The organism is Methylobacterium sp. J-092, assembly GCF_022829325.1.
GTDB lineage: Bacteria > Pseudomonadota > Alphaproteobacteria > Rhizobiales > Beijerinckiaceae > Methylobacterium.
Genome location: NZ_JAKSXU010000067.1, coordinates 106,517 through 128,087 on the forward strand (window position 1 = coordinate 106,517; position 21,571 = coordinate 128,087).

18 protein-coding genes and 1 pseudogene are annotated in these 21,571 nt (G+C 66.0%); 14 read left to right on the plus strand and 5 right to left on the minus strand.

Features of this window, described 5'->3' with window-relative positions; genetic code table 11:
• The first annotated feature begins 121 nt into the window (after positions 1 to 121).
• The 4 genes from MKK60_RS06640 to MKK60_RS28430 all read left to right on the plus strand — a co-directional run bounded on the left by MKK60_RS06640 (position 122) and on the right by MKK60_RS28430 (position 5,704).
• Positions 122 to 1,348 carry a S8 family serine peptidase gene (locus MKK60_RS06640; RefSeq protein WP_243984564.1) on the plus strand — a complete coding sequence of 409 codons (1,227 nt, stop codon included), beginning with the start codon at positions 122 to 124 and terminating at the stop codon, positions 1,346 to 1,348.
• Positions 1,349 to 1,418: 70 nt separating this feature from the next.
• Complete coding sequence (locus MKK60_RS06645) at positions 1,419 to 2,870, plus strand: SLC13 family permease (protein ID WP_243984566.1); 1,452 nt, start codon at positions 1,419 to 1,421, stop codon at positions 2,868 to 2,870.
• A 95-nt stretch (positions 2,871 to 2,965) separates the two neighbouring features.
• Positions 2,966 to 4,456, plus strand: coding sequence for a glycerate kinase (locus tag MKK60_RS06650; RefSeq protein ID WP_243984569.1), 1,491 nt, complete (start codon positions 2,966 to 2,968; stop codon positions 4,454 to 4,456).
• A gap of 327 nt (positions 4,457 to 4,783) precedes the next feature.
• Positions 4,784 to 5,704, plus strand: a complete 921-nt coding sequence (locus tag MKK60_RS28430; protein WP_279604000.1) for an adenylate/guanylate cyclase domain-containing protein — start codon at positions 4,784 to 4,786, stop codon at positions 5,702 to 5,704.
• A gap of 23 nt (positions 5,705 to 5,727) precedes the next feature.
• Here MKK60_RS28430 and MKK60_RS06665 read toward each other — a convergent pair whose 3' ends face one another.
• Complete coding sequence (locus MKK60_RS06665; RefSeq protein ID WP_243984571.1) at positions 5,728 to 6,159, minus strand: hypothetical protein; 432 nt, start codon at positions 6,157 to 6,159, stop codon at positions 5,728 to 5,730.
• Between the two features lie 107 nt (positions 6,160 to 6,266).
• A complete protein-coding gene (locus MKK60_RS06670; protein ID WP_243984574.1) occupies positions 6,267 to 8,405 on the minus strand; it encodes a heavy metal translocating P-type ATPase in 2,139 nt (712 codons plus the stop codon).
• A gap of 64 nt (positions 8,406 to 8,469) precedes the next feature.
• Between MKK60_RS06670 and MKK60_RS06675 the strand changes: the two genes are divergently transcribed.
• From MKK60_RS06675 to MKK60_RS06685, 3 genes are all read left to right on the plus strand, one after another.
• Complete coding sequence (locus MKK60_RS06675) at positions 8,470 to 8,892, plus strand: MerR family transcriptional regulator (protein WP_243984576.1); 423 nt, start codon at positions 8,470 to 8,472, stop codon at positions 8,890 to 8,892.
• An 81-nt stretch (positions 8,893 to 8,973) separates the two neighbouring features.
• Complete coding sequence (locus MKK60_RS06680) at positions 8,974 to 9,915, plus strand: cation diffusion facilitator family transporter (protein WP_243984578.1); 942 nt, start codon at positions 8,974 to 8,976, stop codon at positions 9,913 to 9,915.
• Positions 9,916 to 9,922: 7 nt separating this feature from the next.
• Complete coding sequence (locus tag MKK60_RS06685) at positions 9,923 to 10,609, plus strand: transporter (RefSeq protein WP_243984581.1); 687 nt, start codon at positions 9,923 to 9,925, stop codon at positions 10,607 to 10,609.
• Positions 10,610 to 10,714: 105 nt separating this feature from the next.
• Here MKK60_RS06685 and MKK60_RS06690 read toward each other — a convergent pair whose 3' ends face one another.
• Positions 10,715 to 10,951: a hypothetical protein gene (locus MKK60_RS06690; RefSeq protein ID WP_243984583.1), complete on the minus strand. Its 237-nt coding sequence runs from the start codon at positions 10,949 to 10,951 to the stop codon at positions 10,715 to 10,717.
• 184 nt (positions 10,952 to 11,135) lie between these two features.
• On the opposite strand from MKK60_RS06690, the gene MKK60_RS06695 reads away from it, so the two are divergent.
• Entirely contained in the window at positions 11,136 to 11,459 is a 324-nt protein-coding gene (locus MKK60_RS06695) for a YnfA family protein (RefSeq protein WP_243984585.1), read from the plus strand.
• A 101-nt stretch (positions 11,460 to 11,560) separates the two neighbouring features.
• On the opposite strand, the gene MKK60_RS06700 is transcribed toward MKK60_RS06695, so the two are convergent.
• Positions 11,561 to 11,800, minus strand: a complete 240-nt coding sequence (locus MKK60_RS06700) for a hypothetical protein (protein ID WP_243984587.1) — start codon at positions 11,798 to 11,800, stop codon at positions 11,561 to 11,563.
• Between the two features lie 379 nt (positions 11,801 to 12,179).
• Between MKK60_RS06700 and MKK60_RS06705 the strand changes: the two genes are divergently transcribed.
• The 6 genes from MKK60_RS06705 to MKK60_RS06730 all read left to right on the plus strand — a co-directional run bounded on the left by MKK60_RS06705 (position 12,180) and on the right by MKK60_RS06730 (position 20,178).
• Positions 12,180 to 12,479, plus strand: a complete 300-nt coding sequence (locus MKK60_RS06705) for a hypothetical protein (RefSeq protein ID WP_243984590.1) — start codon at positions 12,180 to 12,182, stop codon at positions 12,477 to 12,479.
• A 134-nt stretch (positions 12,480 to 12,613) separates the two neighbouring features.
• Positions 12,614 to 13,975: an efflux RND transporter periplasmic adaptor subunit gene (locus tag MKK60_RS06710; protein WP_243984592.1), complete on the plus strand. Its 1,362-nt coding sequence runs from the start codon at positions 12,614 to 12,616 to the stop codon at positions 13,973 to 13,975.
• 10 nt (positions 13,976 to 13,985) lie between these two features.
• On the plus strand, positions 13,986 to 17,234 hold the full coding sequence (locus tag MKK60_RS06715) for an efflux RND transporter permease subunit (RefSeq protein WP_243984594.1): 3,249 nt from the start codon (positions 13,986 to 13,988) through the stop codon (positions 17,232 to 17,234).
• Positions 17,235 to 17,238: 4 nt separating this feature from the next.
• Positions 17,239 to 17,565 (plus strand): hypothetical protein, encoded by a 327-nt coding sequence (locus tag MKK60_RS06720; protein WP_243984597.1) that lies wholly within the window; start codon positions 17,239 to 17,241, stop codon positions 17,563 to 17,565.
• Between the two features lie 1,018 nt (positions 17,566 to 18,583).
• Entirely contained in the window at positions 18,584 to 19,849 is a 1,266-nt protein-coding gene (locus tag MKK60_RS06725) for a multidrug ABC transporter ATPase (protein WP_243984599.1), read from the plus strand.
• A 167-nt stretch (positions 19,850 to 20,016) separates the two neighbouring features.
• Positions 20,017 to 20,178 carry a hypothetical protein gene (locus MKK60_RS06730; RefSeq protein WP_243984602.1) on the plus strand — a complete coding sequence of 54 codons (162 nt, stop codon included), beginning with the start codon at positions 20,017 to 20,019 and terminating at the stop codon, positions 20,176 to 20,178.
• Between the two features lie 1,170 nt (positions 20,179 to 21,348).
• Here the strand turns inward: MKK60_RS06730 and MKK60_RS06735 are convergent.
• Positions 21,349 to 21,570: pseudogene (locus tag MKK60_RS06735) on the minus strand (STAS domain-containing protein); the annotation flags it as partial.
• Position 21,571: the final 1 nt, after the last annotated feature.

The following is a 21,571-nucleotide window of genomic DNA, read 5'->3' on the forward strand; positions in this document are numbered from 1 at the left end:
CCAACCACCCGCAAATTTTTACGTGCCAACCGCAAGGGACTAGAACCCGGTTCCGCTCGTTACCGCGCCGCCTGCAACGTTCGACCCGACACTTCACACCCTACCCAGGGAGCCACCTCCCATGCGCCCACCGGTCCGCGCCATAGCGCTCGCTCTGACGCTCCTGATGCTCCACCCGCCACTCGCCCGCATGATAACGCTGGCGACCGGTGTGCCGCTGCAGAGTTTCTCCGCCATCGCGGACGACGAAGATGAAGACGACGACGACGATGACAAGCGTCCCGAACTCGCGGTCACGGGACTGACCGAGGCCGAACTGGAGAGGTTGCGACAAGAGGGTTTCGGCGTGGTGTCGACACGCCGGCTCGGTCTGTTACCGGGCGTCACCGCCCGGTTGACGATACCGCAGAAGGTCTCGAGGGCGCACGCCGTTTCGCGGGTGCGCGCTATCAACCCCAGCGCCACCGTCGACGGAAACACTCTCTACCGGCAGAACTATACGGTTCAATCCGGCACCGGCTCACCGGGCGAGGGGATCTCCGATCCCTTTTCGCTGGTCGACTGGCCGCACGACGACGCGTGCGCGGCCCGCGGACCCATCGGGCTGATCGACACCTCCGTGGACCTGGCGAACCCGGCGTTGGCCGGACGCAGCATCGAACGCGAGACCATCCGCGGTCCGCAGTACCAGCCGTCCTCGACCGGTCATGGCACAGCCATCGCCGTCCTGCTCGTCGGGCACGGACCGTTCGAAGGAGGCGCCCCAGACGCCAAACTCGTCGCAGTCGATGCCTTTCATCGGGACGGGACGCAGGATCTGGCAGACACGTTCGACCTCGTCACCGCCATCGACCTGCTGGTTGCCCGCAAGGTCTCCGTCATCAACCTCAGCATCGCGGGAGCGGAGAACGCCTTGCTCGACCGTGCTGGTCGAGCCGCCTTGGACAAGGGTGTCCTGGTCGCTGCGGCAGCCGGAAACAACGGTCCCGCCGGACCGCCGAGCTATCCCGCGGCCTACCCGTGGGCGGTCGCGGTCACCGCAGTCGATGGCCGTCTCGCGGCTTATCCACGAGCTGCGCGTGGAGGCTACATTGCCTTGGCTGCACCAGGCGTGCGCCTTGCCTTGCCCGCAACGGACGGCAAGCTGCACCTGTTGACCGGGACCTCCTTCGCCGCCCCGTTCGTCACGGTCGCCCTCGATGCCCTACAGGGGCAGGCGCCCGGCATGCGTCCGACAGAACTTGTGCACTTCCTGAAGGCGTCGGCCCGCGACCTTGGTGCCCCAGGCCCGGACCCGGTCTTCGGTGCCGGCCTCCTACAGCTGCGCGCCGCCTGCGGGCGGTCATGATCTGCAGGCGTCGGGAATAAGTTGATCGAGGTTCCGTTTCCCGGATTTCCGAACGCCTGAGGAGTCCGCGGTGACCGCCTTGACCGAGGAAAAGCTGCCCCCACCCGCATTATTCCGTTACGAGCTCCGTAACCGGTTCGACCATCGGTTCGTCGTCGCGGTCCTGGCCGCCGCCGGAAGCGCTCTGGTGTGGTTCGGGGCCGGGACCCTGTCCGTCTCCGGCCGCATCGCGCTCATCGTGTTCCTGCTCACCGGCATTGGCTGGACCCTGACCAGGCTGAACGACACAACGGTCGCCTTGGTGGCGACCCTCGCGCTGGTGCTTCCCGGCATAGTCCCGCAGAAGCAGATGTTCGCGACCTTCGGCGATCCATTGATCTGGTTGCTGGTCGCAGCGTTCGTCGTCGCGGCCGTGCTGCGCGAGACCGGCGTGACCACACGCGTCTCGCTGGCGGTGCTCGGGACCGCAGGCTCCGTACGGCAGCTCTTCTACCTGTTGACCTTCTTCATCGTGGCCACGGCGCTCGTCATCCCCTCGACCTCGGGCCGGGCCGCCTTGTTGCTTCCGGTGTTCCTGGCCCTCTCCGAGGCGGTGGACGACCGACGCTTCCGGCGCGCGCTCGCGCTCCTGTTCCCGAGCGTCATCCTGCTCTCGGCCGGGGGGTCGCTGATCGGAGCCGGTGCGCACCTGGTCGCTGCCGGCTATATCGCGAACGCAGACGGTCAGCCGGTCAGCTACCTGCGCTGGCTGGAGCTCGGCATGCCGTTGGCGCTGCTCTGCAGCCTGTTCGCGACCGAGGCCGTCCTACGCCTCTTCTTATCCGGCGACGAGCGCCGCGCGCTGCCGCGGGTGCCGGCAGGGGCGTCGGTAGCCTTCGGCTTGCGGGAGGGCTACGTCGCCGGCATCGTCCTCCTGACCGTAGCGTTGTGGGCGACGAGCACCTGGCACGGGATTTCTGCACCGGTGGCGGCTATCGCCGCCGCCGTGGCCCTGACGATCCCTTCACTGTCGGGAGTTTCCCTAAAGACCGCCCTACGTGCGGTCGAGTGGGAGCTCATCCTGTTCCTCGCCGCGACCCTGGTGCTGGGACGCTCACTGGTTTCTACGGGCGCCGCAGAGTGGCTCGCAACCTGCCTCCTCGCCAGCGTGAAGGAAGACCTGCTCCACGGGCCCATGTCGGTAGCAGCCTTCGTCGCGGTGGTGTCGGTCCTGGCGCACCTCGTGATCACTTCGCGGACCGCGCGCGTGACGGTGCTGGTACCGACCCTCGTCCTGCCGATCGCAGCCCTCGGCTACGATCCGGCGGGCCTCGTGCTCCTCTGCGCCATGGGTACCGGCTTCTGCCAGACCCTGCCGGTCAGTGCGAAGGCAGTAGCTCTGTTCGGTACCCTCGATGAACCGACCTACGACGCCGGCGACCTCCTCCGCCTCAGCGCCGTGCTGGCACCCGTCGTCACCCTGCTTCTGCTCGTCTTCGCCCTCTGGATCTGGCCGGTGCTCGGAATGCCTCTCGCTCGCTGAGCTCGGTCCAGCGCGAACGATCCCAGCCGCGGGAATAATGCCCCACGGCCTCCGTTCCTCGCCCGAACGGCCCGACGGACCCACAGGAAACCACCATGAGCTTGACCATCTTGGTAGCCCCCTCGGGGTTCAAGGAGAGTCTCGGTGCCCGGGCAGTCACGGAAGCCATCGCCGAGGGCGTGCGCCGCGCGATGCCCGACGCCCGCATCCTGAAGGCCCCGATGGCGGATGGCGGCGAGGGCTTCGTCGAGGCCCTGGTGAGCGCCACCGGCGGCACGACCCATCGCCTGACCGTCACCGGTCCGGTCGGACTGCCGGTTCCGAGCTTCTTCGGCTTCCTCGGCGGATCGGGTCCGCGCACGGCCGTCATCGAGATGGCGGCGGCGGCCGGGTTATCGCTGGTGCCGCGGGACCGGCGCGACCCGACGCGCACTACGAGCTACGGCGTGGGCGAGTTGGTCCGCGCGGCGCTCGACGACGGCGCCGCGCGCATCCTGATCGGCTGTGGCGACAGCGGCATCAACGATGGAGGCGCAGGCATGGTCCAGGCGCTCGGCGTCGGCTTGCTGGATGCGGAGGACCGTCCCCTCGGCTTCGGCGGCGGGGAGCTTCCACGTTTGGCGCGTATCGACGTGGAGGGCCGCGACCCGCGTCTGGAGCGGGTTCGGATCGACGCGGCTGTCAACTGGTACAACGAGCTCCTCGGCGAGCGCGGCGTCGCCCGTGTGTTCGGACCACAGAAGGGCGCGACGCCCGTCCAAGTCGAAGAGCTCGAATGCGGCCTTTCCGTCTACGCCCGCTGCATCCGGGACGCGACCGGCGTGGATTGCGCCACAGCACCCGGGGCCGGCGCGTCCGGCGGCCTCGGCGCCGGCATCCTCGGCCTTCTCGGCGGCAGTCTGCACCCGCGCTTCGACGTCGTGATGCGATATCTCGCGTTCGACGGCCTCCTTGCGGAAGCGGATTTGGTGATCACGGCCGAAGGCTCGCTTGATGCCCAAACCCATCGCGGCAAGGTCCCGGCGGAGGTTGGGCGCCGCGCCAAGGCTCGTGGGCTGCCGGTTATTGCTCTCGCAGGCACTCTGGGTGAGGGCTGTGCGGAGAACCTCGATCATGGCATCGACGCCTTCGCAAGTATCCTGGAGCGGCCCTGTACGCTTGAGGAAGCTTTCGGGCGGGCCGAGGAGATGCTCGTCTCCGCAGCCGAGGAGGCCATGCGCATGGTCCGGGTCGGGCTTGAGGCGCGGCGCGATCCGGCAAGGTCAAGCGCTACAGCCGAACAGCGCACGCGTGCCGGAACGGATGTGAGGACCAGGTCGGTGGCGGACGAACGGCAAGCCGACGTTGCCTTGAAGGAGAACGTGCCCGCCGAGCATGTTGTCGTTCACCAGGCCGTAGCCGTGAGCGGACCAAGCCGCCGTTATCAACGCAAAGACCGCCGCGTGGACCGGGATGGCCGCAAGTGCACCGGGAAAAAGAAAAATATAGGCCCTCAGCTAGTGGCCGCCGTCTGCAACGGTAAAGCCGATCACGGCGAGCATCTGCTAACGCAAACGGGCCTCGGCCCCGTGCTCTTGCCCGCATAGGCGCTTCCACTTGGCTGCAGCCTGAAGCGCGCGAAGGCGGGCATACTACGCAGGCCGAGTGCCTGAGGACACGAAGCCGAGAAGCTAGGTTCAGCTCGCAGGAATAACGATCGCCGCAAACCTACGGAACCATGCGACAGTCAGAGTTATGGTGGAGCTCTTACGTCCGTGCCGAACCAACCGCCGATCTGCTTGCCCCCCCCTACGATGCGGGGGCCCCGCTCGTTATGATCGCGACTGGTACTGCGCCTATATCCGTTTTGGGCAAGATCTTTCCAGCTTCTTTAAATCCTGTCCTAGCGATATAGGAGAGCCACGGAGAAGCGCATGAACGAGGTTGATGAGCGGCGACTTGCAGCCATCCTGGTTGTAGATGTCGTTGGCTACAGCCGTCTCATGGGCGCTGACGAGACGAGCACGCTGCGCCGTCTGAAGGCCTTGCGCCGCGAACTGCTCGATCCTCGCATCGTGGGCGCGCGCGGTCGTATCGTGAAGTCGACTGGCGATGGCCTGATCGCCGAGTTCCCTAGCCCGGTCCGGGCGGTCTCCTGCGCTGTTGCAATTCAGCGAACGATGTTGACGCGTGAAGCAGGCGTGTCCGACGACGACGCGTTCAGACTTCGCATCGGCATCAACCTCGGCGACGTGGTCGCCGAGCCGGACGGCGACCTCTTCGGGGACGGCATCAACGTGGCGGCTCGGCTCGAACCTTTGGCGGAGCCGGGCGGGATCTGCATCTCGCATACGGTTCACGACCAGGTGCGGGATAAGTTGCACTATCCGTTCGAGGACCGGGGCAGGCAGTCGTTGAAGAACATAGCCCGGCCTATCGGCGTGTTCGCGCTGTCCGCCACAGCCATACTGGCGGTGCCTGTCGAGACCGACACTGAGACCGAACCTTCAGTTCGGACTTGGCCCGCAGTGCGCCGACTACCGATACGGTTCGCGCTCGCTGGTGGGTTACTCATCCTCACCGTTCTCGGCAGCCTCTGGTTATGGTTCCAGATGACGCCGCGCGAGGCGGGACGGATCCCGCCGGCGGCTCTCGCCGATGACCGTTCCGGCACGGACTGGATACCGGCCGCGGATATTCGGCAAAAGCTATTGGACATAGGTTACACGTCGATCACCGAGCTCAAACCCGATGATGGTTTGTGGGACGGCAAGGGGACGAAGAACGGCGTGGAGGTGAGGTTTCACGTCGATCCGCGAACGGGAGCGATCCTGTCCGAAAGGGCGGACGACTGAGACGAGCCGGGCTGGTTTGGCCCTCAGCTACCATTTGGCAGCGAGAGCGGCGCGCCGTAGTGGAACGTCGAGGTGCCTCCGGAGCTTTCGGTGAACGTACCATCTCCATGATCGGCCCATGCAGTCGTCACGGTCCCGTGCAGGATCCCCGCGCCGGTGCAGTCGAGGCTGATGGGCACAGGCGCATGCTTGAGATCTAGCGCGAAGCTTCCGCTGCACACGACGTAGCCCGTCGCATCTCGCGTGAAGAAGCTGATGCCGAGAAGGCGGACCGATGCGTGACCGTTCAGAACACTGCCGTTGGCGCGCTGGATCCGGAAAGGTAGGGAGTCGAGGCCGAACGTGCTGCCGCCCTCGCTTGAGCCGATCTGGATACCCGGCAACGCCTCTCCGCCGCAGCCGGACAGGAACAACAGCAGAATACCTGCAAAACCCGAGAACGCGCGCCGCCGCATCGAAACCTCGTCCGTTATACCGCCCGTCCACGTACGTTCGGCGCATGCCCCCCGCATCAGCCGTCCGCTCTGACTCACCTGCGGCGGACGCGTGCGGGACCAGGGGGTCATCCTGCGGGCATCCGCAGGAGCCGCAAGGCATTCGCGGTCACGAGGACCGTGGCTCCGGTATCGGCCAGGATCGCGGGCCAGAGCCCGGTGAGACCAGCCACCGTCGTCACGAGGAACACCGCCTTGAGACCGAGGGCGATGGCGATGTTCGCCCGGATGTTCGCCAACGTCCGGCGAGAGAGCTCGACCATCCGGGCCACGTCGGCGACGCGCCCATGCAGCACCGCGGCGTCGGCCGTCTCCAGGGCGACATCGGTACCGCCGCCCATGGCGATGCCGACATCGGCGGCCGCGAGCGCCGGAGCGTCGTTGATGCCGTCACCGACCTTCGCCACTACCGCACCCCCGGCCTGGAGCTCGCGCACGATCCGCTGCTTGTCCTCCGGCAGGAGCTCCGCCCGCGCCTCGATGCCAAGGGCTCCGGCCACGGCCTGGGCGGTTCGTGCGTTGTCGCCAGTAAGCACGACCGCTCCGACACCCTGTGCTGCCAACCGGTCGATCCCAGCCTTCGCGTCGGATCGAGGCTCGTCGCGCATGGCGAGCAAACCGGCCAAAGCGCCGTTTACCACCAAGACGGCTACCGTCTTGCCATCGCTGTTGAGTGCAGAAACCTGCACCTCCTGCTCCGCCGTAAACGCCACGCGCTCCGCCGCCGCGCGCGGCGAGCCGAGGAAAACGTCCAGGCCCCCGACCTTTCCAGTCAGGCCCTTACCGCCGAGCGCCTTCGTCCCGAATGCCGGTGGCACCGGTGCGCCGGCCTCTGCCGCCTTGGCAAGGACCGCCTTGGCGAGCGGGTGCGACGAGCCGCCCTCGAGGGCGGCCGAGAGCGAGAGCACGTCTCGTTCGGACCGTCCGAACCCGGAGATGTCGGTGACGACCGGTTTGCCTTCGGTCAGGGTGCCGGTCTTGTCGAAGGCGACTATGGTTACGGCGGCGAGCCGCTCCAGGACGGCACCACCCTTGATGAGCAGGCCCCGCCGGGCGCCGGCCGAGAGACCGGCCGCGATGGCTGCCGGTGTCGAGATGACCAGAGCGCATGGGCAGCCGATCAGCAGGATGGCCAGCCCCTTGTAGATCCACTCGGCCCAGGCCGCCCCTACGACGAGGGGCGGCAGCACGGCCACGAGGAACGCAACGCCGACGACGGCCGGGGTGTACACCTTTGAGACCCGGTCGATCAGGCGCTCGGTCGGGGCCTTCGCTTCTTGCGCCTCCTCGACCAGGCGTACCACCCGAGCGATCGTGTTGTCCCTGGCCGCCGCTGTGACGCGGATGCGAAGCGCGCCGTCGCCGTTGACCGTACCGGCAAAGACGGCTTCGCCGGGGCCCTTGCGCCGCGGCACGCTCTCGCCGGTGACCGGCGCCTCGTCTACCGCACTCTCACCGTCGAGGACGACTCCGTCCGCAGGGACGCGGTCCCCGGGACGCACCAGCACGCTCGCCCCAACCCTAAGGGCCGACGCGGGGACTTGCTCGGTCGCTCCATCCCGCTCAAGCAGGGCCGTGTCCGGCACAAGGCCGGTGAGACCACGGATGCTTGCTCGGGCGCGGCCAGCGGCGACGCCTTCCAACACCTCGCCGACTAGGAACAGGAAGACGACCGTCGCCGCCTCTTCGGTCGCTCCGATCAGGGTCGCGCCGATGGCCGCCACGGACATCAGCATCTCGATGGAGAACGGGGTACCATACCGGGCCGCGGAGACGGCGCGTCGGACGATCGGCACCAGGCCTACCATCATGGCCGCGAGGAAGGCCCAGCGCTCCGTCGTCGGCGCGACGTGGCCTAGTGCGTAGGCAAGCACCAGGGCCGTGCCGCACGCGAACGCCAGCAGCGCCTTCGGTGACCGCCACCAGGGAAGCTCGGCGGTGCTCGTATCCGTTGAGGTGGATACATCCGGCTCTTCGGCACCGTAGCCCAACCCCCGAACCGTCTCGGCGATGGCACGCGCGTCGATGCTCGGGCCGTGTCGAACCGTCAGGGTTTCCGTCGCCACGGAGACTTGGATGCCCTCGATCCCGGGCAGGCGCCGCACGGCATTCTCGACCTTGGTCGCGCAGGCAGCGCAATCCATTCCGGTCACGCGCAGGCGCGTTTGAGCTTGGTCGGTCTGGTCCAAGGTTGCAGCGTCGCTCATTGCCGATGCCTTCCACAATCTGAAGGTGATCCTATTTCCTCTACCGGCTAGAGGAGCAAGCGACATGAAGTCCATCGCGATCGGGGAGTTGTCGCGGCGCGCCGCGGTGAAGGTCCCCACGATCCGGTTCTACGAGGAGCGGGGACTCCTGCCGAAGCCGGAGCGAACGGAAGGCAACCGGCGCACCTACGGCGAGGCCGACGTCCGGACGCTGCGGTTCATCCGGCACGCCCGCGAGCTCGGCTTCGAGATCGAGGACATCCGCGCCCTGCTCGACTTGGCCGGCCATCCCGACCGGCCCTGCGGGGAGGCGGACGCCATCGCCCGAAAGCACCTCGCCGACATCGACGACCGGATCGCGCGGCTGACCGGCCTCCGGCAGGAGATGCAGGCCATGGTCGAGCAGTGCTCGGGCGGCGACGTCCGGGAATGCCGCATCATTGAGGTGTTGGCCGATCACGGCGAATGCCTCAGCGACCAACACTGACCAAGTCCGAAGCGCGCTCTTGCTTCTCTAGTCGCTAGAGGAATTAGGCAACGTGATCACCGCCTCGAACCGGAAGCCGAGATGACGGAAAGCCACGACCACGCCGGACACGACCATTCTCACGCCCACGGCGGGCACAGCCACGCCCCGGCGAGCTTCGGAAAGGCGTTCGCCATCGGGATCGCCCTGAACGTCGGGTTCGTCGTCATCGAGGCTGTATACGGTGTCCTCGGGAACTCCGTCGCGCTCCTGGCCGACGCGGGCCACAACCTCTCGGACGTGCTCGGCCTCGTGGTGGCCTGGGTCGCGACGGTGCTGGCCAAGCGCGCCCCGACCGCCCGCTACACCTACGGGATGAAGGGCTCCTCGATCCTGGCGTCGCTCTTCAACGCGGTGTTCCTGCTCGTGGCCGTGGGCGCCATCGGGTGGGAGGCGATCCAGCGCTTCGGCGAGCCGGCCCCGGTGGCGGGCAAGACCGTGATGGTCGTCGCGGCCGTCGGCATCCTGGTCAACGGTATCACCGCCTGGCTGTTCGCCTCCGGGGCCAAGGGCGACATCAACATCCGCGGGGCCTTCCTGCACATGGCGGCCGACGCTGCCGTCTCCGCGGGCGTGGTGCTCGCCGGCCTGGTGATCCTCTACACCGGCTGGACCTGGCTCGATCCGGTGACGAGCCTCGGCATCGTCGCCGTCATCGTCTGGAGCACCTGGGGCCTCCTGCGCGACAGCCTCACGATGTCGCTGGCCGCGGTTCCCCCCGGCATCGATCCGACGGCGGTCCGCGCCCACCTCGAAGGACTGCCGGGCGTCACGGCGGTGCACGACCTCCATATCTGGCCGATGAGCACCACGGAGACGGCCCTGACCGCGCACTTGGTCATCCCCGCCGGCCATCCGGGCGACAGCTTCCTGATGGAGGCCGCGCACGGGATGAAGGACGACTTCGGGATCGGGCACGTTACCTTGCAGGTCGAGACCGACGAGGCCACCGCCTGTTCGCTCGTCCCCGACCACGTGGTCTGACGCCGGCATGCAAGCCTGGATCTACACGCTCATCCCCGCAGCAGCGGCCATCATCGGCGCCGCCGTGGCGGTAAACATGCGACCGGGACCCGTCCTCGTCAGCGCCATCCAGCATTTCACCGCCGGCGTCGTCTTCGCGGCGGCGGCGGGCGAGATCCTGCCCGAGCTCAAGCATACGGGATCGATCTGGGCGACTCTGATCGGCGGTAGTCTCGGGGTCGCCGCGATGCTCGGCGTGCGCAGCCTCGAAAAGCGCGTGTCGGGCCCGGTCGGACTCATGGCCGTCACCGGAATCGACATTCTTGTCGACGGCCTCGTGCTCGGCATCGCCTTCGCAGCGGGCGCCAAGACCGGTATCCTGCTCACCGTCGCGCTGACGTTGGAGGTGCTGTTCCTAGGCCTCACAGTGGCGAACGAACTCGGCGAGGGAGGCGCATCGAAGCGGAAGGTCGTCGGCCTGACGGCGGCCCTCGTCCTGCTGCTCCCGCTCGGTGCACTCCTTGGCGGCCCTGTCGGCTCGCTGCCACTTTCCGTCCAGGGCGGCTTCTTTGCCTTCGGCTTGATCGCGCTGCTCTATCTCGTCACGGAGGAACTGCTGGCGGAGGCGCACGAAACGGAAGACCGACCTTGGGTCACGGCGATGTTCTTCGCCGGGTTCCTGTTGCTGCTTCTCATCGACGAGGCGATCGTCTGAAGGCAACAATCTCAGTGACAGCTCCGACCGCGCAGGACAGGCGGGGACGAAAACTACTTCGCATTCGCCAACGACTGCGCGTCGTTCGTCCGGGCGAGATCCGGGTCAGTCGTCGAAGTGGTGATGATGGTGATGGCGCCGTTCCTCGTAGAACGGCCTGTCCTCGTAGCTGCGGGGATGATGGTGCCGGACGACGACGTCCTCGTGGTCGCCATGCCGGTAGATATCGACATGGTCGTGCGGACGCCGCTGGCCGTAACCGCCCTCGTAGTATTGGGCGGACGCCGCCATCGGTGCCAGGATGAAAGCCAACCCGGCAATACCGGCAAGGTACCTTACCATCGTTGTTCCTCTCCGACCTCGAATGGCGTCAGCTTGTGCTGCCGCCGTTGAACGCGTTCTGAAGCCATCGTTCAGGAATGGACCGCCGGGAGATCGCGGCTCCGAGGCCGACCGGACATGCAATGCGCCCAGACGTCGTCGCCGCTGGCTTGGCCTTGCGAGAGATGTCGTGTGATTAGGAAAGATGCAGACATTCTTTGCCTACGCCGGCGCGGCACTCGCCGAGATTGCGGGATGCTTCGCTTTCTGGGCATGGCTCAGGCTGGGAAAATCGGCGTGGTGGGTCGCACCGGGCATGGTCTCCCTCGGGCTCTTCGCCTACCTCCTGACCCTTGTGGAAGTCGAGGCGGCCGGGCGCACCTACGCTGCTTACGGCGGGGTCTACATCGCGGCCTCGATCCTGTGGCTATGGCTAGCCGAGGGCCATCAACCCGACCGCTGGGACATCACGGGAGGCATCATTTGCCTCACCGGCATGGGCGTGATCCTTTTCGGACCGCGTGGTTGAACGACCCGCCGTAAAGTCTGAGCGAACGGCATGATTGCAGATGGAAAAGGGGCCACGTGCCGGGTGTCGTCCCGCGCTCATGGCCCCTTCCAGCGACTGACCTAGTGCCGGTGTTCTTTCACAACGGTGTGCTCGTGATGGTCGTCGTGGTGGTCGTGAACCACCGGACGGTCGTGGTGATGCTCCTCGACCGTCGAATGGGTATGCTCGACCTCGTCGTGATGTCGGTCCCCGTGGACCGCGACGCCGCCGGGACCGACGTCCACGTGCTGGGCGAATGCGCTGATGGGGGTAAGGACGAGGGCGACCGAGGCGGACAGGGCGGCAATCGTGAGCTTCATCCGAATCTCCTCCAAGTTGGAATTGAGATCGAAATGCAGATCTCCGCAAAACCGTTCCGGGATTATTTCCATGCGGTTTCCGTAGGCGTTTGCACTCAACACTCTCGAGCGCGCGATCGAATTGTGCTTCGCGCATCAAGGGGGATCGAGCTTGGGATGCGCTGTCTGTTGAAAAATCGCACTCGAATTCGGTTTCGGGCAGATGGGATCTATCGATAAGCTTCAGGCTGTGTGGTGCCGATCGTGAGTTCAAGTCGCAGGCGCGACGGCTTGTGTCCATGGGCTGAAATCGTGGATAAGGGCCACGATGAACCTCGGTGGATGGCATAGGCGTCGGCGAGCGGCACGTGGCGGGTGGGCACTCGCCGTCCGCACGTTCATGCTCGTCCTGACGCTCGCGTTCGTCACCCCGTCGGCTGGGCTCGCCGAGGATCTAGGCTTTCTTGCCGGACGCCACGATCAAGGCACGGAATTGACTGCGGTCGAGACCTCAGCTTCGACAACGGTGGCCGACCTTGGCCTCGCGTGCCATGCCCATTGTGGCTGCCACCAGATGGCCGACCTTGACGGCGCGCCCTTCGCGCCTGCGCCGGACCGCCCGCAACCGTCCTACGCACGGACCGCCGACGCTCCCGTCTCCATCGCATCCGATCGTCTGGCCCGACCGCCCCGCACTTGAAGTGACGCCGCGCGCTCCCGCGCGCGGATTGCGTTCGGTCGCTCCCCAAGGCTCCGGACCCGTCTCTTCTTGAAACCTGCGGAGCGACCGCGGCGGCATGCGTGCCCGCCGGGTGTTCCGGTCGAGTGGTATCCATGCGCATCCTTGTTCTCGCGGCCATGCTGGCCATCGGCATAGCCGTCGGCGCGACCGTGCCCGCCGTCTCCGGCTTCGTCCGCAATACCCTGTCCGCAGCGGGGGTGCCGCCGACCCTGTTCGCGTTCACCGCTGGGCCGGGCGCCGCAGCGCCGACGACCGAGCCCGACCACGCCGAGGGCAACGGCCAGGAAAACGCCAAGGCCAGACCTGTCGCGAAGGATGCAGACGGTCATGCCCACGGCGAGCACGCGCATTCCGAGGCAGAGGGCGAGGAAGGCCACGTCAGGATGACGGCGGAGCAGGTCGAGACGCAGGGCATCCAAGTGGCCAAGGCCGACGGCGGCACCCTTTCACGGCACCTTCTCGTCCCCGGCACCATCACCCCTGACACCGACCGGATCGCCCGGGTCCCGGCTCGGGTGGTCGGGACCGTGTCGGAAATGCGCAAACGCCTCGGCGACACCGTCCAGAAGGACGAGGTCGTGGCCGTGCTCGACAGCCGGGAGGTTGCCGACGCCAAGAGCGAGTACCTGACCGCTCAGGTCCAGGCCGAGCTTCAGAAGATCAACTTCGAGCGCCAGCAGAAGCTGGTTGCATCGCAGGCGGCGTCCGAGTCCGCCTTCCAGAACGCGCGCGCCGTCTACCTGGAAAACCAGCTTCGCGTCGACCTCGCGCGCCAGAAGCTGTCGGCGCTCGGCCTGAACGCCGTTGAGGTCGCGGCTGCTCAGAAGCGCGACGAGGCGACACCGAACCGGTCCAGCCTGCGCCGCTACGAGCTGCGCTCGCCGTTCACGGGCCGCATCGTCGAACGCAAGGTCGATGTCGGCACCACCGTCGGCAGTCAGGGTGATCCGGCCGACCTCTACACGGTGGCTGACCTCGGGACCGTCTGGATCGAGCTCTCGGTCCCGACATCCGAACTCGCCAAGGTTACGGAGGGCGCCGCCGTCACCGTCACCCCAAGCCAGGAGGGCGGGGAGCGGCATGAGCGCGGCAAGGTGATCTTCGTCAGCCCGCTGCTCAATGTGGACACCCGCGCTGCCCGGGTCGTGGTTTCCCTGCCGAACAAGGACATGGCGTGGCGGCCCGGTACCTACGTCACCGCCGAAATAGAGATCGCGAACGACCAGGTTCCCGTGCGGGTGGAAAAAACGTCGCTGCAGACCATCGAGGGCAAGCGTGTCGTCTTCGTGCGGACCGAGGAGGGTTTCGAGAAGCGCGAAGTCGAGCTCGGGCGGTCCGACGATGAGGCCTACGAGGTCACCGCGGGGCTGAAAGCCGGCGAGGACATCGCGGTGGCTAATACCTTCCTGCTCAAGGCCGAGCTCGGCAAGGCCGAAGCCGACCACGACCACTGAGGAGCAGGACATGATCAGCCGAATTCTCGACGTCTCGGTCCAGCAGCGCTGGCTCGTCCTGCTGCTGTCGCTGCTCGCCGCCGGTTTCGGCGGCTACTCGCTGACTAAGCTGCCCATCGACGCGGTGCCGGACATCACCAACAACCAGGTGCAGATCAACACGACCGCGCCCTCGCTCTCGCCGGTCGACATCGAGAAGCAGGTGACCTACCCGGTCGAGACGGCGCTGGCCGGCATCAAAGGCTTGGAATACACCCGCTCGCTCTCGCGCAACGGCTTCTCGCAGGTCACCGCCGTCTTCGCGGAGAAGCTCGACATCTATTTCGCCCGTCAGCAAGTTGCCGAGCGGCTTGCGCAGGTGAAGGTGGACCTGCCGCCTAACACCGAGCCACGCTTGGGCCCGATCTCCACAGGCCTGGGCGAGATCTACATGTGGTCGGTGCACTACGCGAAGCCGGACGAGCGCAAGATCTCGGCTCCGGGCAAGTCGGGCTGGCAGCCGGACGGGAGCTATCTGACCCCTGAGGGCCAGCGGCTGACGACCGAGTTCGAACGCACGGCGTACCTGCGCACGGTCCAGGACTGGATCATCCGCCCCCTGATCAAAACGGTCCCTGGCGTCGCCGGCGTCGACGGCATCGGCGGCTTCGAAAAGCAGTACCACGTCCAGCCCGACCCCACGAAGCTGGCAGCTCGCGACCTGTCCTTCTCCGACGTCGCTCGGGCGCTGGAGACGAACAACGCCAACCAGGGCGCCCGCTACCTAGAGGACAACGGCGAGGGCTATGTCGTCCGCGCGGCCGGTCGCCTGGAGAACATGGACGAGATCGCCGATGTGGTCGTGGCCACGCGGGGCGGCGTGCCGGTCCGTATCAAGGACGTCGCCGACGTCCGCATCGGCCGCGACCTGCGCACCGGATCCGGTAGCGAGGACGGGCACGAGGTCGTCATCGGCACGGCCCTAATGCTGATCGGCGAGAACAGCCGAACAGTCGCAGCCGCCGTCGACGCTCGCATGGATCAGATCCGCAAATCCCTGCCGCCCGGCGTCGAGGTACAGACGGTTCTCAACCGAACGCTGCTGGTCGAGGCCACCATCCGCACGGTGGCCAAGAACCTCGCCGAGGGCGCGGCCCTCGTCATCGTCGTCCTGTTCCTTCTGCTCGGCAATATCCGGGCGGCCGTCATCACGGCGCTGGTCATCCCGGTTGCCATGCTGATGACCATGACCGGCATGGTTGAGGCACGGATCTCGGCCAACCTGATGAGCCTCGGGGCCCTGGATTTCGGCCTCATCGTCGACGGGGCCGTCATCATCACCGAGAACGCCCTGCGCCACCTCGCCGAGCGGCAGCATGGGCTTGGCAGGGCGCTCGATACCGAGGAGCGCCTGGAGACGGTCCGAGCCTCGGCCGAGGAGATGATCAAGCCGTCCCTCTACGGGCAAGCCATCATCATACTGGTCTACGTCCCGCTACTGACCTTCACGGGCGTCGAAGGGAAGATGTTCGAGCCGATGGCGCTCACCGTCATCATAGCCCTCGTCGCGGCCTTCGTGCTGTCGCTGACCTTCGTGCCGGCCCTGATCGCCATCGTGATCACCGGGCGGGTGACGGAGAAGGACAACCTCATCATCCGGGCCTTCAAGGCGATCTACCGGCCGGTACTGGGCGCGGCGGTACGGGCGCCATTTCTATTCGTCAGCGCGGCCCTGCTCCTCCTCGTCGGGGCCGGCGTGCTGTTCACCCGGCTCGGGACCGAGTTCATCCCGCAGCTAGACGAGAAGAGCATCGCGCTGAACGCCACCCGGATCCCGTCGACGTCTCTGACCCAATCGCAGGCGATGCAGCTCAACATCGAGCGGGCGGTCTCGAAATTCCCGCAGGTCGCCTACGTATTCTCGAAGACCGGCACCGCCGAGGTCGCCTCGGATCCGATGCCGCCGAACTCGTCCGATACCTTCGTCATCCTGAAAGCGCAGGATGAATGGCCCGACCCGGACCTGTCCAAGGCCGAGTTGCAGGAGCAGATCGAGAAGGCGGTCGGTGCGCTCGCCGGCAACGTCTACGAGTTCTCCCAACCGATCCAGCTCCGCTTCAACGAACTCCTGGCCGGCACTCGCGGGGACCTCGCCGTGAAGGTGTTCGGCGACGAGTTCGAGCCGATGCTCAAGGCCGCCAATCAGGTTGCGTCTGCACTGAAAGGCATCGACGGCGCCGAGGACGTAAAGGTGGAGCAGACGGCAGGCCTGCCGTTCCTGGAGATCAAGATCAACAAGGCCGAAGCCGCCCGCTACGGGCTCAGCACCGGGGCGATCCAGGAAGTCATCGGTGCCGCCATCGGCGGTAGGGACGCCGGCGTCGTGTTTGAGGGAGACCGGCGCTTCCCTATCGTGGTCCGCCTGACCGACAAAGTCCGCGAGGATCGAGAGGCGCTGGAGAACATCCCGGTGCCGCTGCCGCCCGGATCGAACGGGCGCGCGATCTCCGTGCTGCTGAAGCAAGTGGCCTCGTTCTCGGTGACCGAGGGGCCGAACCAGATCTCTCGGGAGAACGGCAAGCGCCGAGTGGTGGTGACGGCCAACGTCCGGGGCCGCGACATCGGATCGCTCGTTGCCGAGGCACAAGCCAAGGTCGGCGGCCAAGTGCAGCTTCCGCCTGGGTATTATGTGACCTGGGGCGGGCAGTTCGAAAACCTCGCCTCGGCCAAGCGGCGGCTGATGGTCGTGGTGCCGGTGTGCTTCTTCCTGATCTTCCTGCTGCTGTACTCGGCCCTTGGTTCGTCCCGGGACGCGCTGCTGGTGTTTAGTGCCGTGCCGCTGGCGCTCACCGGCGGCATCTTCGCTCTCTGGCTGCGCGGTATGCCGGTCTCGGTGCCAGCCGCCGTCGGATTCATCGCGCTCTCCGGCGTGGCGGTGCTGAACGGCCTGGTGATGCTGACCTTCATCAAGCAGCTGATCGCGGAAGGGCGCCCGAAGCGCGAGGCCATCCTAGAGGGGGCCATGACCCGTCTGCGGCCAGTAGCGATGACGGCGCTCGTCGCCTCGCTCGGCTTCGTGCCGATGGCCATTGCTACCGAGACCGGCGCCGAGATCCAGCGCCCGCTCGCCACCGTGGTCATCGGTGGCCTGATCAGCGCGACCTTGTTGACACTGATCGTGCTGCCGGCCCTCTACGCCCGCTTCGGCAAGGCGGCGGTGCCGCAGGCCGCTAAGAGGCCGACGGAGACGATGCCGCGGCACCTCAAGGCAGCGGAGTAGGCCCATGCGCGTCCTCGCGATCACGGTTACCATAGCCTCCATGGCCGCCTTCGCCACCACTTCCGCATCCCCCGAGGTCTCGGTCGACGCCGGCGACGCGCCGTTCGGGTTGTCCTGGGGACCGGTCGACGCGGTGCCGCGCCCGCTCAAAGTCGACCGCGAGGCCAACCTGACCACGCTCTATTATCCGCATGGCTGGCCGCCGACCCTCAGAGCGGGCACCGCGGAGGCAGTCCTTGTGGTCTGCGGAGACGATGAGCGTGGTCGGCGTCGGCCTCGCGGCGTTCCGGCACGACACGACAGCCCGTGCGAATTAACGTGCTCGGGATGAAGCCCCCTGTCGAGAGGAGCCACGTGCAAGGTAGGACGGTCAGGCCTCGCGTGCTCGATATCAAAGGATGCATCTCGCGCCGGAAGCCTGCACCGTCCGCTCAGTCTTGCCCCACGGTGACCGGAACGCCTCGGTTCATAGCCTCATTCCTGATCGGTCTTCAGCAGCCTCGGGACCGGCGCACCGACGGCGCTTGGCGCCGTGCTCTGGCGTGGCTGCTCGCTTTCGTCCTGATTATCACCCTCGTAGACCCGGCGCTGACATCGGCCCGGATAGGACCCGACCACGAGAATGGGTCCGGCACGTCGTTCCGGTTCGAGCCGGGTACGACCGTATCGGCTGCGGACAACCCCTCCGACCGCAGCAGGCTCGGACCGGTCCGATGCAACGGCTGCTGCCCCTGTCATGTGGCCGTTCGGCCCGACGGCGGCCTCGCGGTGCCCGCCCGCGTCGCACGAGCTCTGGAATTCCCGCTGTCCGGCGACGAATTCTGGTCCCAGAAGGCCGCCCCTCCCCTCGAGCCGCCGCGCGCCTGACTACTCGTTCGCTGCCAGCCGCGGCGGCGCACCGGGTCGAAGAGTCCTGTCGCGTGACCTGGATGTGAGTTCGCTTGCCTCGCGTGAGCGCGCGGCCTGTCGCTGTGACGGAGCCGCAGGTTGGAATCGCCTACGAGATCGAGTGGAGCGATGCGAGTGGCTAGTCACCCTTGACCAGCCCTGCACGGCCGACCGTCGAGCTGGAAGCCGAGGGCCGTTGGCAAGCGCAATCATGCCCGCCGGACATCTCTGGCTCCTCGAGGTGAGGGAGCCCACTGCCGTCGGACACACTGAAAGCAGTTTGCCCGCCCCAGGCGAGGCTCGCGCTGAGCGGCTCAACCGGCGCTCCCATGGCTCGCCTCGCGCGGCCTAGCCACCCCTGCGTCAACCCGGCTTCCGACCCTGCCGACCTGGAACGGCGTGGGAAGCCCCAAAGCCCTCACGAGAGAGGGCCGGACAACATATCGGAGCCCTTCTTGGTCATGCCTTCCCTGATTCATGCCCTGGCCCACAGGATCGTGGGGGTCGATTACCCCCACAGCCATTGGTGGGTCGACCTCCTGGCGCTGCTCGCCTTCGTGGTCGCGCCGGCCTGGACAGGATGGCTGATGGTCCGGCTCGGCCTGCGATGGATGAGGTCGGGAGGACTTCGACGGGTCCATCCGGTTGTCATTCCGTCTCGCGAGCCCCGAACCGGATCGGTGCCGCCGACGTCGGGCGCCGTCCATGAGCGCCGCGCTGGCTGGTGCCTGGAGCGTTTCGTGGTCCGTGCGACGCTGCGCTTTCAACTGCGTCTCGTGCTGCTCTCACTGCTGACGCTGCCCGCGGCGTGGCTGCTCCTCGAAATCCCCAAACACATCATCAACCGCGCCATTACCGACGCGGATGGGGACGGACGTCCGGAGATGGTCGTCCTCGGCTTCACCCTAAGCCAGGTAGAGTTGCTGTTCGCCCTGTGCGGGAGCTATCTCGCCGTCCTCACGCTCGGCGGGCTGGCAAAGTATGCGGTCAACCGATCGCGCGGGCGCGTCAACGAGCGTCTCGTACGCCGCCTGCGCCTTGCCATCCTCCGTCGCGCGCGAGACGAGCCCTCTCCCGAGCGACGGACCACGCTGGCGGCCGTGGCCATGCAGGAAGTTGAGCCGATCGGCTACTTCGGTGGGAGCCTCGTCGTCGTGCCGCTCGTGCAGGGCGGCACGCTCGCGACCAGCATCGCATTCCTGCTCCTCCAGAACGTCGCCCTCGCGCTGGCGGCGCTGATGATGCTGCCGGTCCAGCTCACGCTGCTACCGCGCCTGCAGCGGCGCCTGAACGCGAAGGTGCGTGAACGGGTTCACGCGACGCGGGCCCTGGGAGGTCTCCTGACGGCGGGGCCGGTCGGTCGGGGGCCCATACCGCTTTGCGACCGGGTCGCACGAACGCCCGCTCGCTCGCGGCAGATGCGCTTGGCAGAGGACCTTGAGCACGTACGCATCGAGATCAACGACCTCAAAGGCCGTCTCAAGGGCCTGTACAACTACACCTCCAACCTGACGCCGTTGTTCTTCTTTGCGATCGGCGGCTACCTGGTCGTGCAGGAGCGCCTCTCGCTCGGCGCACTCGTCGCCGCCTTGGCGGCCTACAGGGAGATCGCTCCGGCGATGCGCGAAATGTTCGATTTCGTCCAGAGCCGGTCCGACGCGAACGCGCGGTTCGAGGAGATCACGACGGTGCTGCGCCCCACTCTGCACGACCATGCACTTCGATAGGCCCGAGCGGCCGAGCGTTTGATCCGGTTGCTCTGGCCGGCCCGGCGTGCCCGCCGCGGGCGGCAGGAAGGCGACGCGAAGGGGTTCGACGAGACGGCCGCTGTTCACGAGGAACATGGCGGCGGCGAGTGAGAGATAGAATTACGCTGTGACTGAGAGCTTTGAGCATGAGCAAAAAATTGGGGCGCCTTCAAACCGGTTGGACTTCAAACCCGCGTGGCAAGCGGCGCGTTCGAGCCGATATCCGCAAAGCTGCAGATCGCTCTATGTTAATTATTTTAGCAGCATTGATGTTGGTGGTGTTCGTATTGATTATATTAAGTCAATGATGTGATTATCAGTTTTCCGTAAAATACCCTTATGCGAATGGGCCGCCACAGCCGCCACGTTGGACGTCCGCTATGGAGTATCGACCGCGGCTCATTGGATGACCGAGATGGGTGCGGAGCAGCCGACTTCTCCAGTCCGAGCGAATGTCTGCTTCCTCGATCACACTTCCCGAAAGCAGACCGGCAAAAATCCACCCATCCCGGTCGTAGAGCGGACGCACGGGTCGCGACCCAACGCGTCGGCTCAGTCCGTTTCCATGTCTGCCTGTAAGCGGGCGTTGTTTTGCATCCCGCTGTTTGGGTAGGATCAGTGGAGTGTCGCCCAATCGACCTTCGACAACGGATGTACCGCAAGCGGTATTTCGTCGGCGAAGGCAGGGGGCGCTATAGGAGGCGAAGAGCAGAACCGAGGGCATGGGTAATGAGCGTCTTCATGCAAAATATGGTCGCAATCTGTGCTTTTCTCCTGACGGAAAATAACCCGCCAGGGGATGATCCAGCGACAAAAGATCAACTTCGAGCTTTTGGAGATTTAATTAGATCTGAAACTTACTCTTGCCCAATAGCAACGAGCGCGACCTTCCTGGGCAAGAGTGGAAATGGATACGCCGTGAGGGTGACTTGTTCTGATACGACCGTCGGAGCATTTTACGTTCCGACCGAGTATGTATTAATCATAGACCAGGATTTTAATGTCGTGATACGTCCGATGAAATAATATTAGAGGACGAAACCCTTTGCTCTTAGATCGGTAAATGAGCGTATGGGCCGCTTCCCGAATGCGAAATCCTCAGGCATACGATCGACCGGATCGTCCCCTTCTAAATCAAATCCATCCAACCGGTAGCGACGCGCATCCAAACCTTGGTCGTCGGTCACGGCAACACGTTGCGAGCCCTCGTAATGGTGCTGGAGGCCTTGGGCCGAGCCAGGTCGAGGCCATGGAGATCCCAACCGGATCGGTCCGGATGTACGGCTTCGGGGCCGACACGACCATCGCCTCGCGTAGGGTGATCGGCTGGTATCCGACCGGGTCCTAGACCTCTCCTCCGACCGTCGGACCATGCACCCAGGCCCCCCTGACGCTTCGGCGGATTTCGCCAGCAACCGGTTATATGAAGCGTCATACGCACAAAGAATCAAAACGATGCAACAATAGCTTTCCCAAGATCAATGCCCCCCGACGGCGAAGGTCGCCCCAGGTTTATCGTGAGTACCGATGCGCTCGACCATCGTTGCCATCGCCTCGTTCATGCCGACGACGTCGACCGTGATCCCGTGGTGGCGGAGCTTGAGGACGACCCGGTCGAGGGCATTGATGGCCGAGATGTCCCAGAAGTGCGCCGCCGAGAGGTCGATCACGACGCCCTTCAGAGCTTCCTCGCGGAAGTCT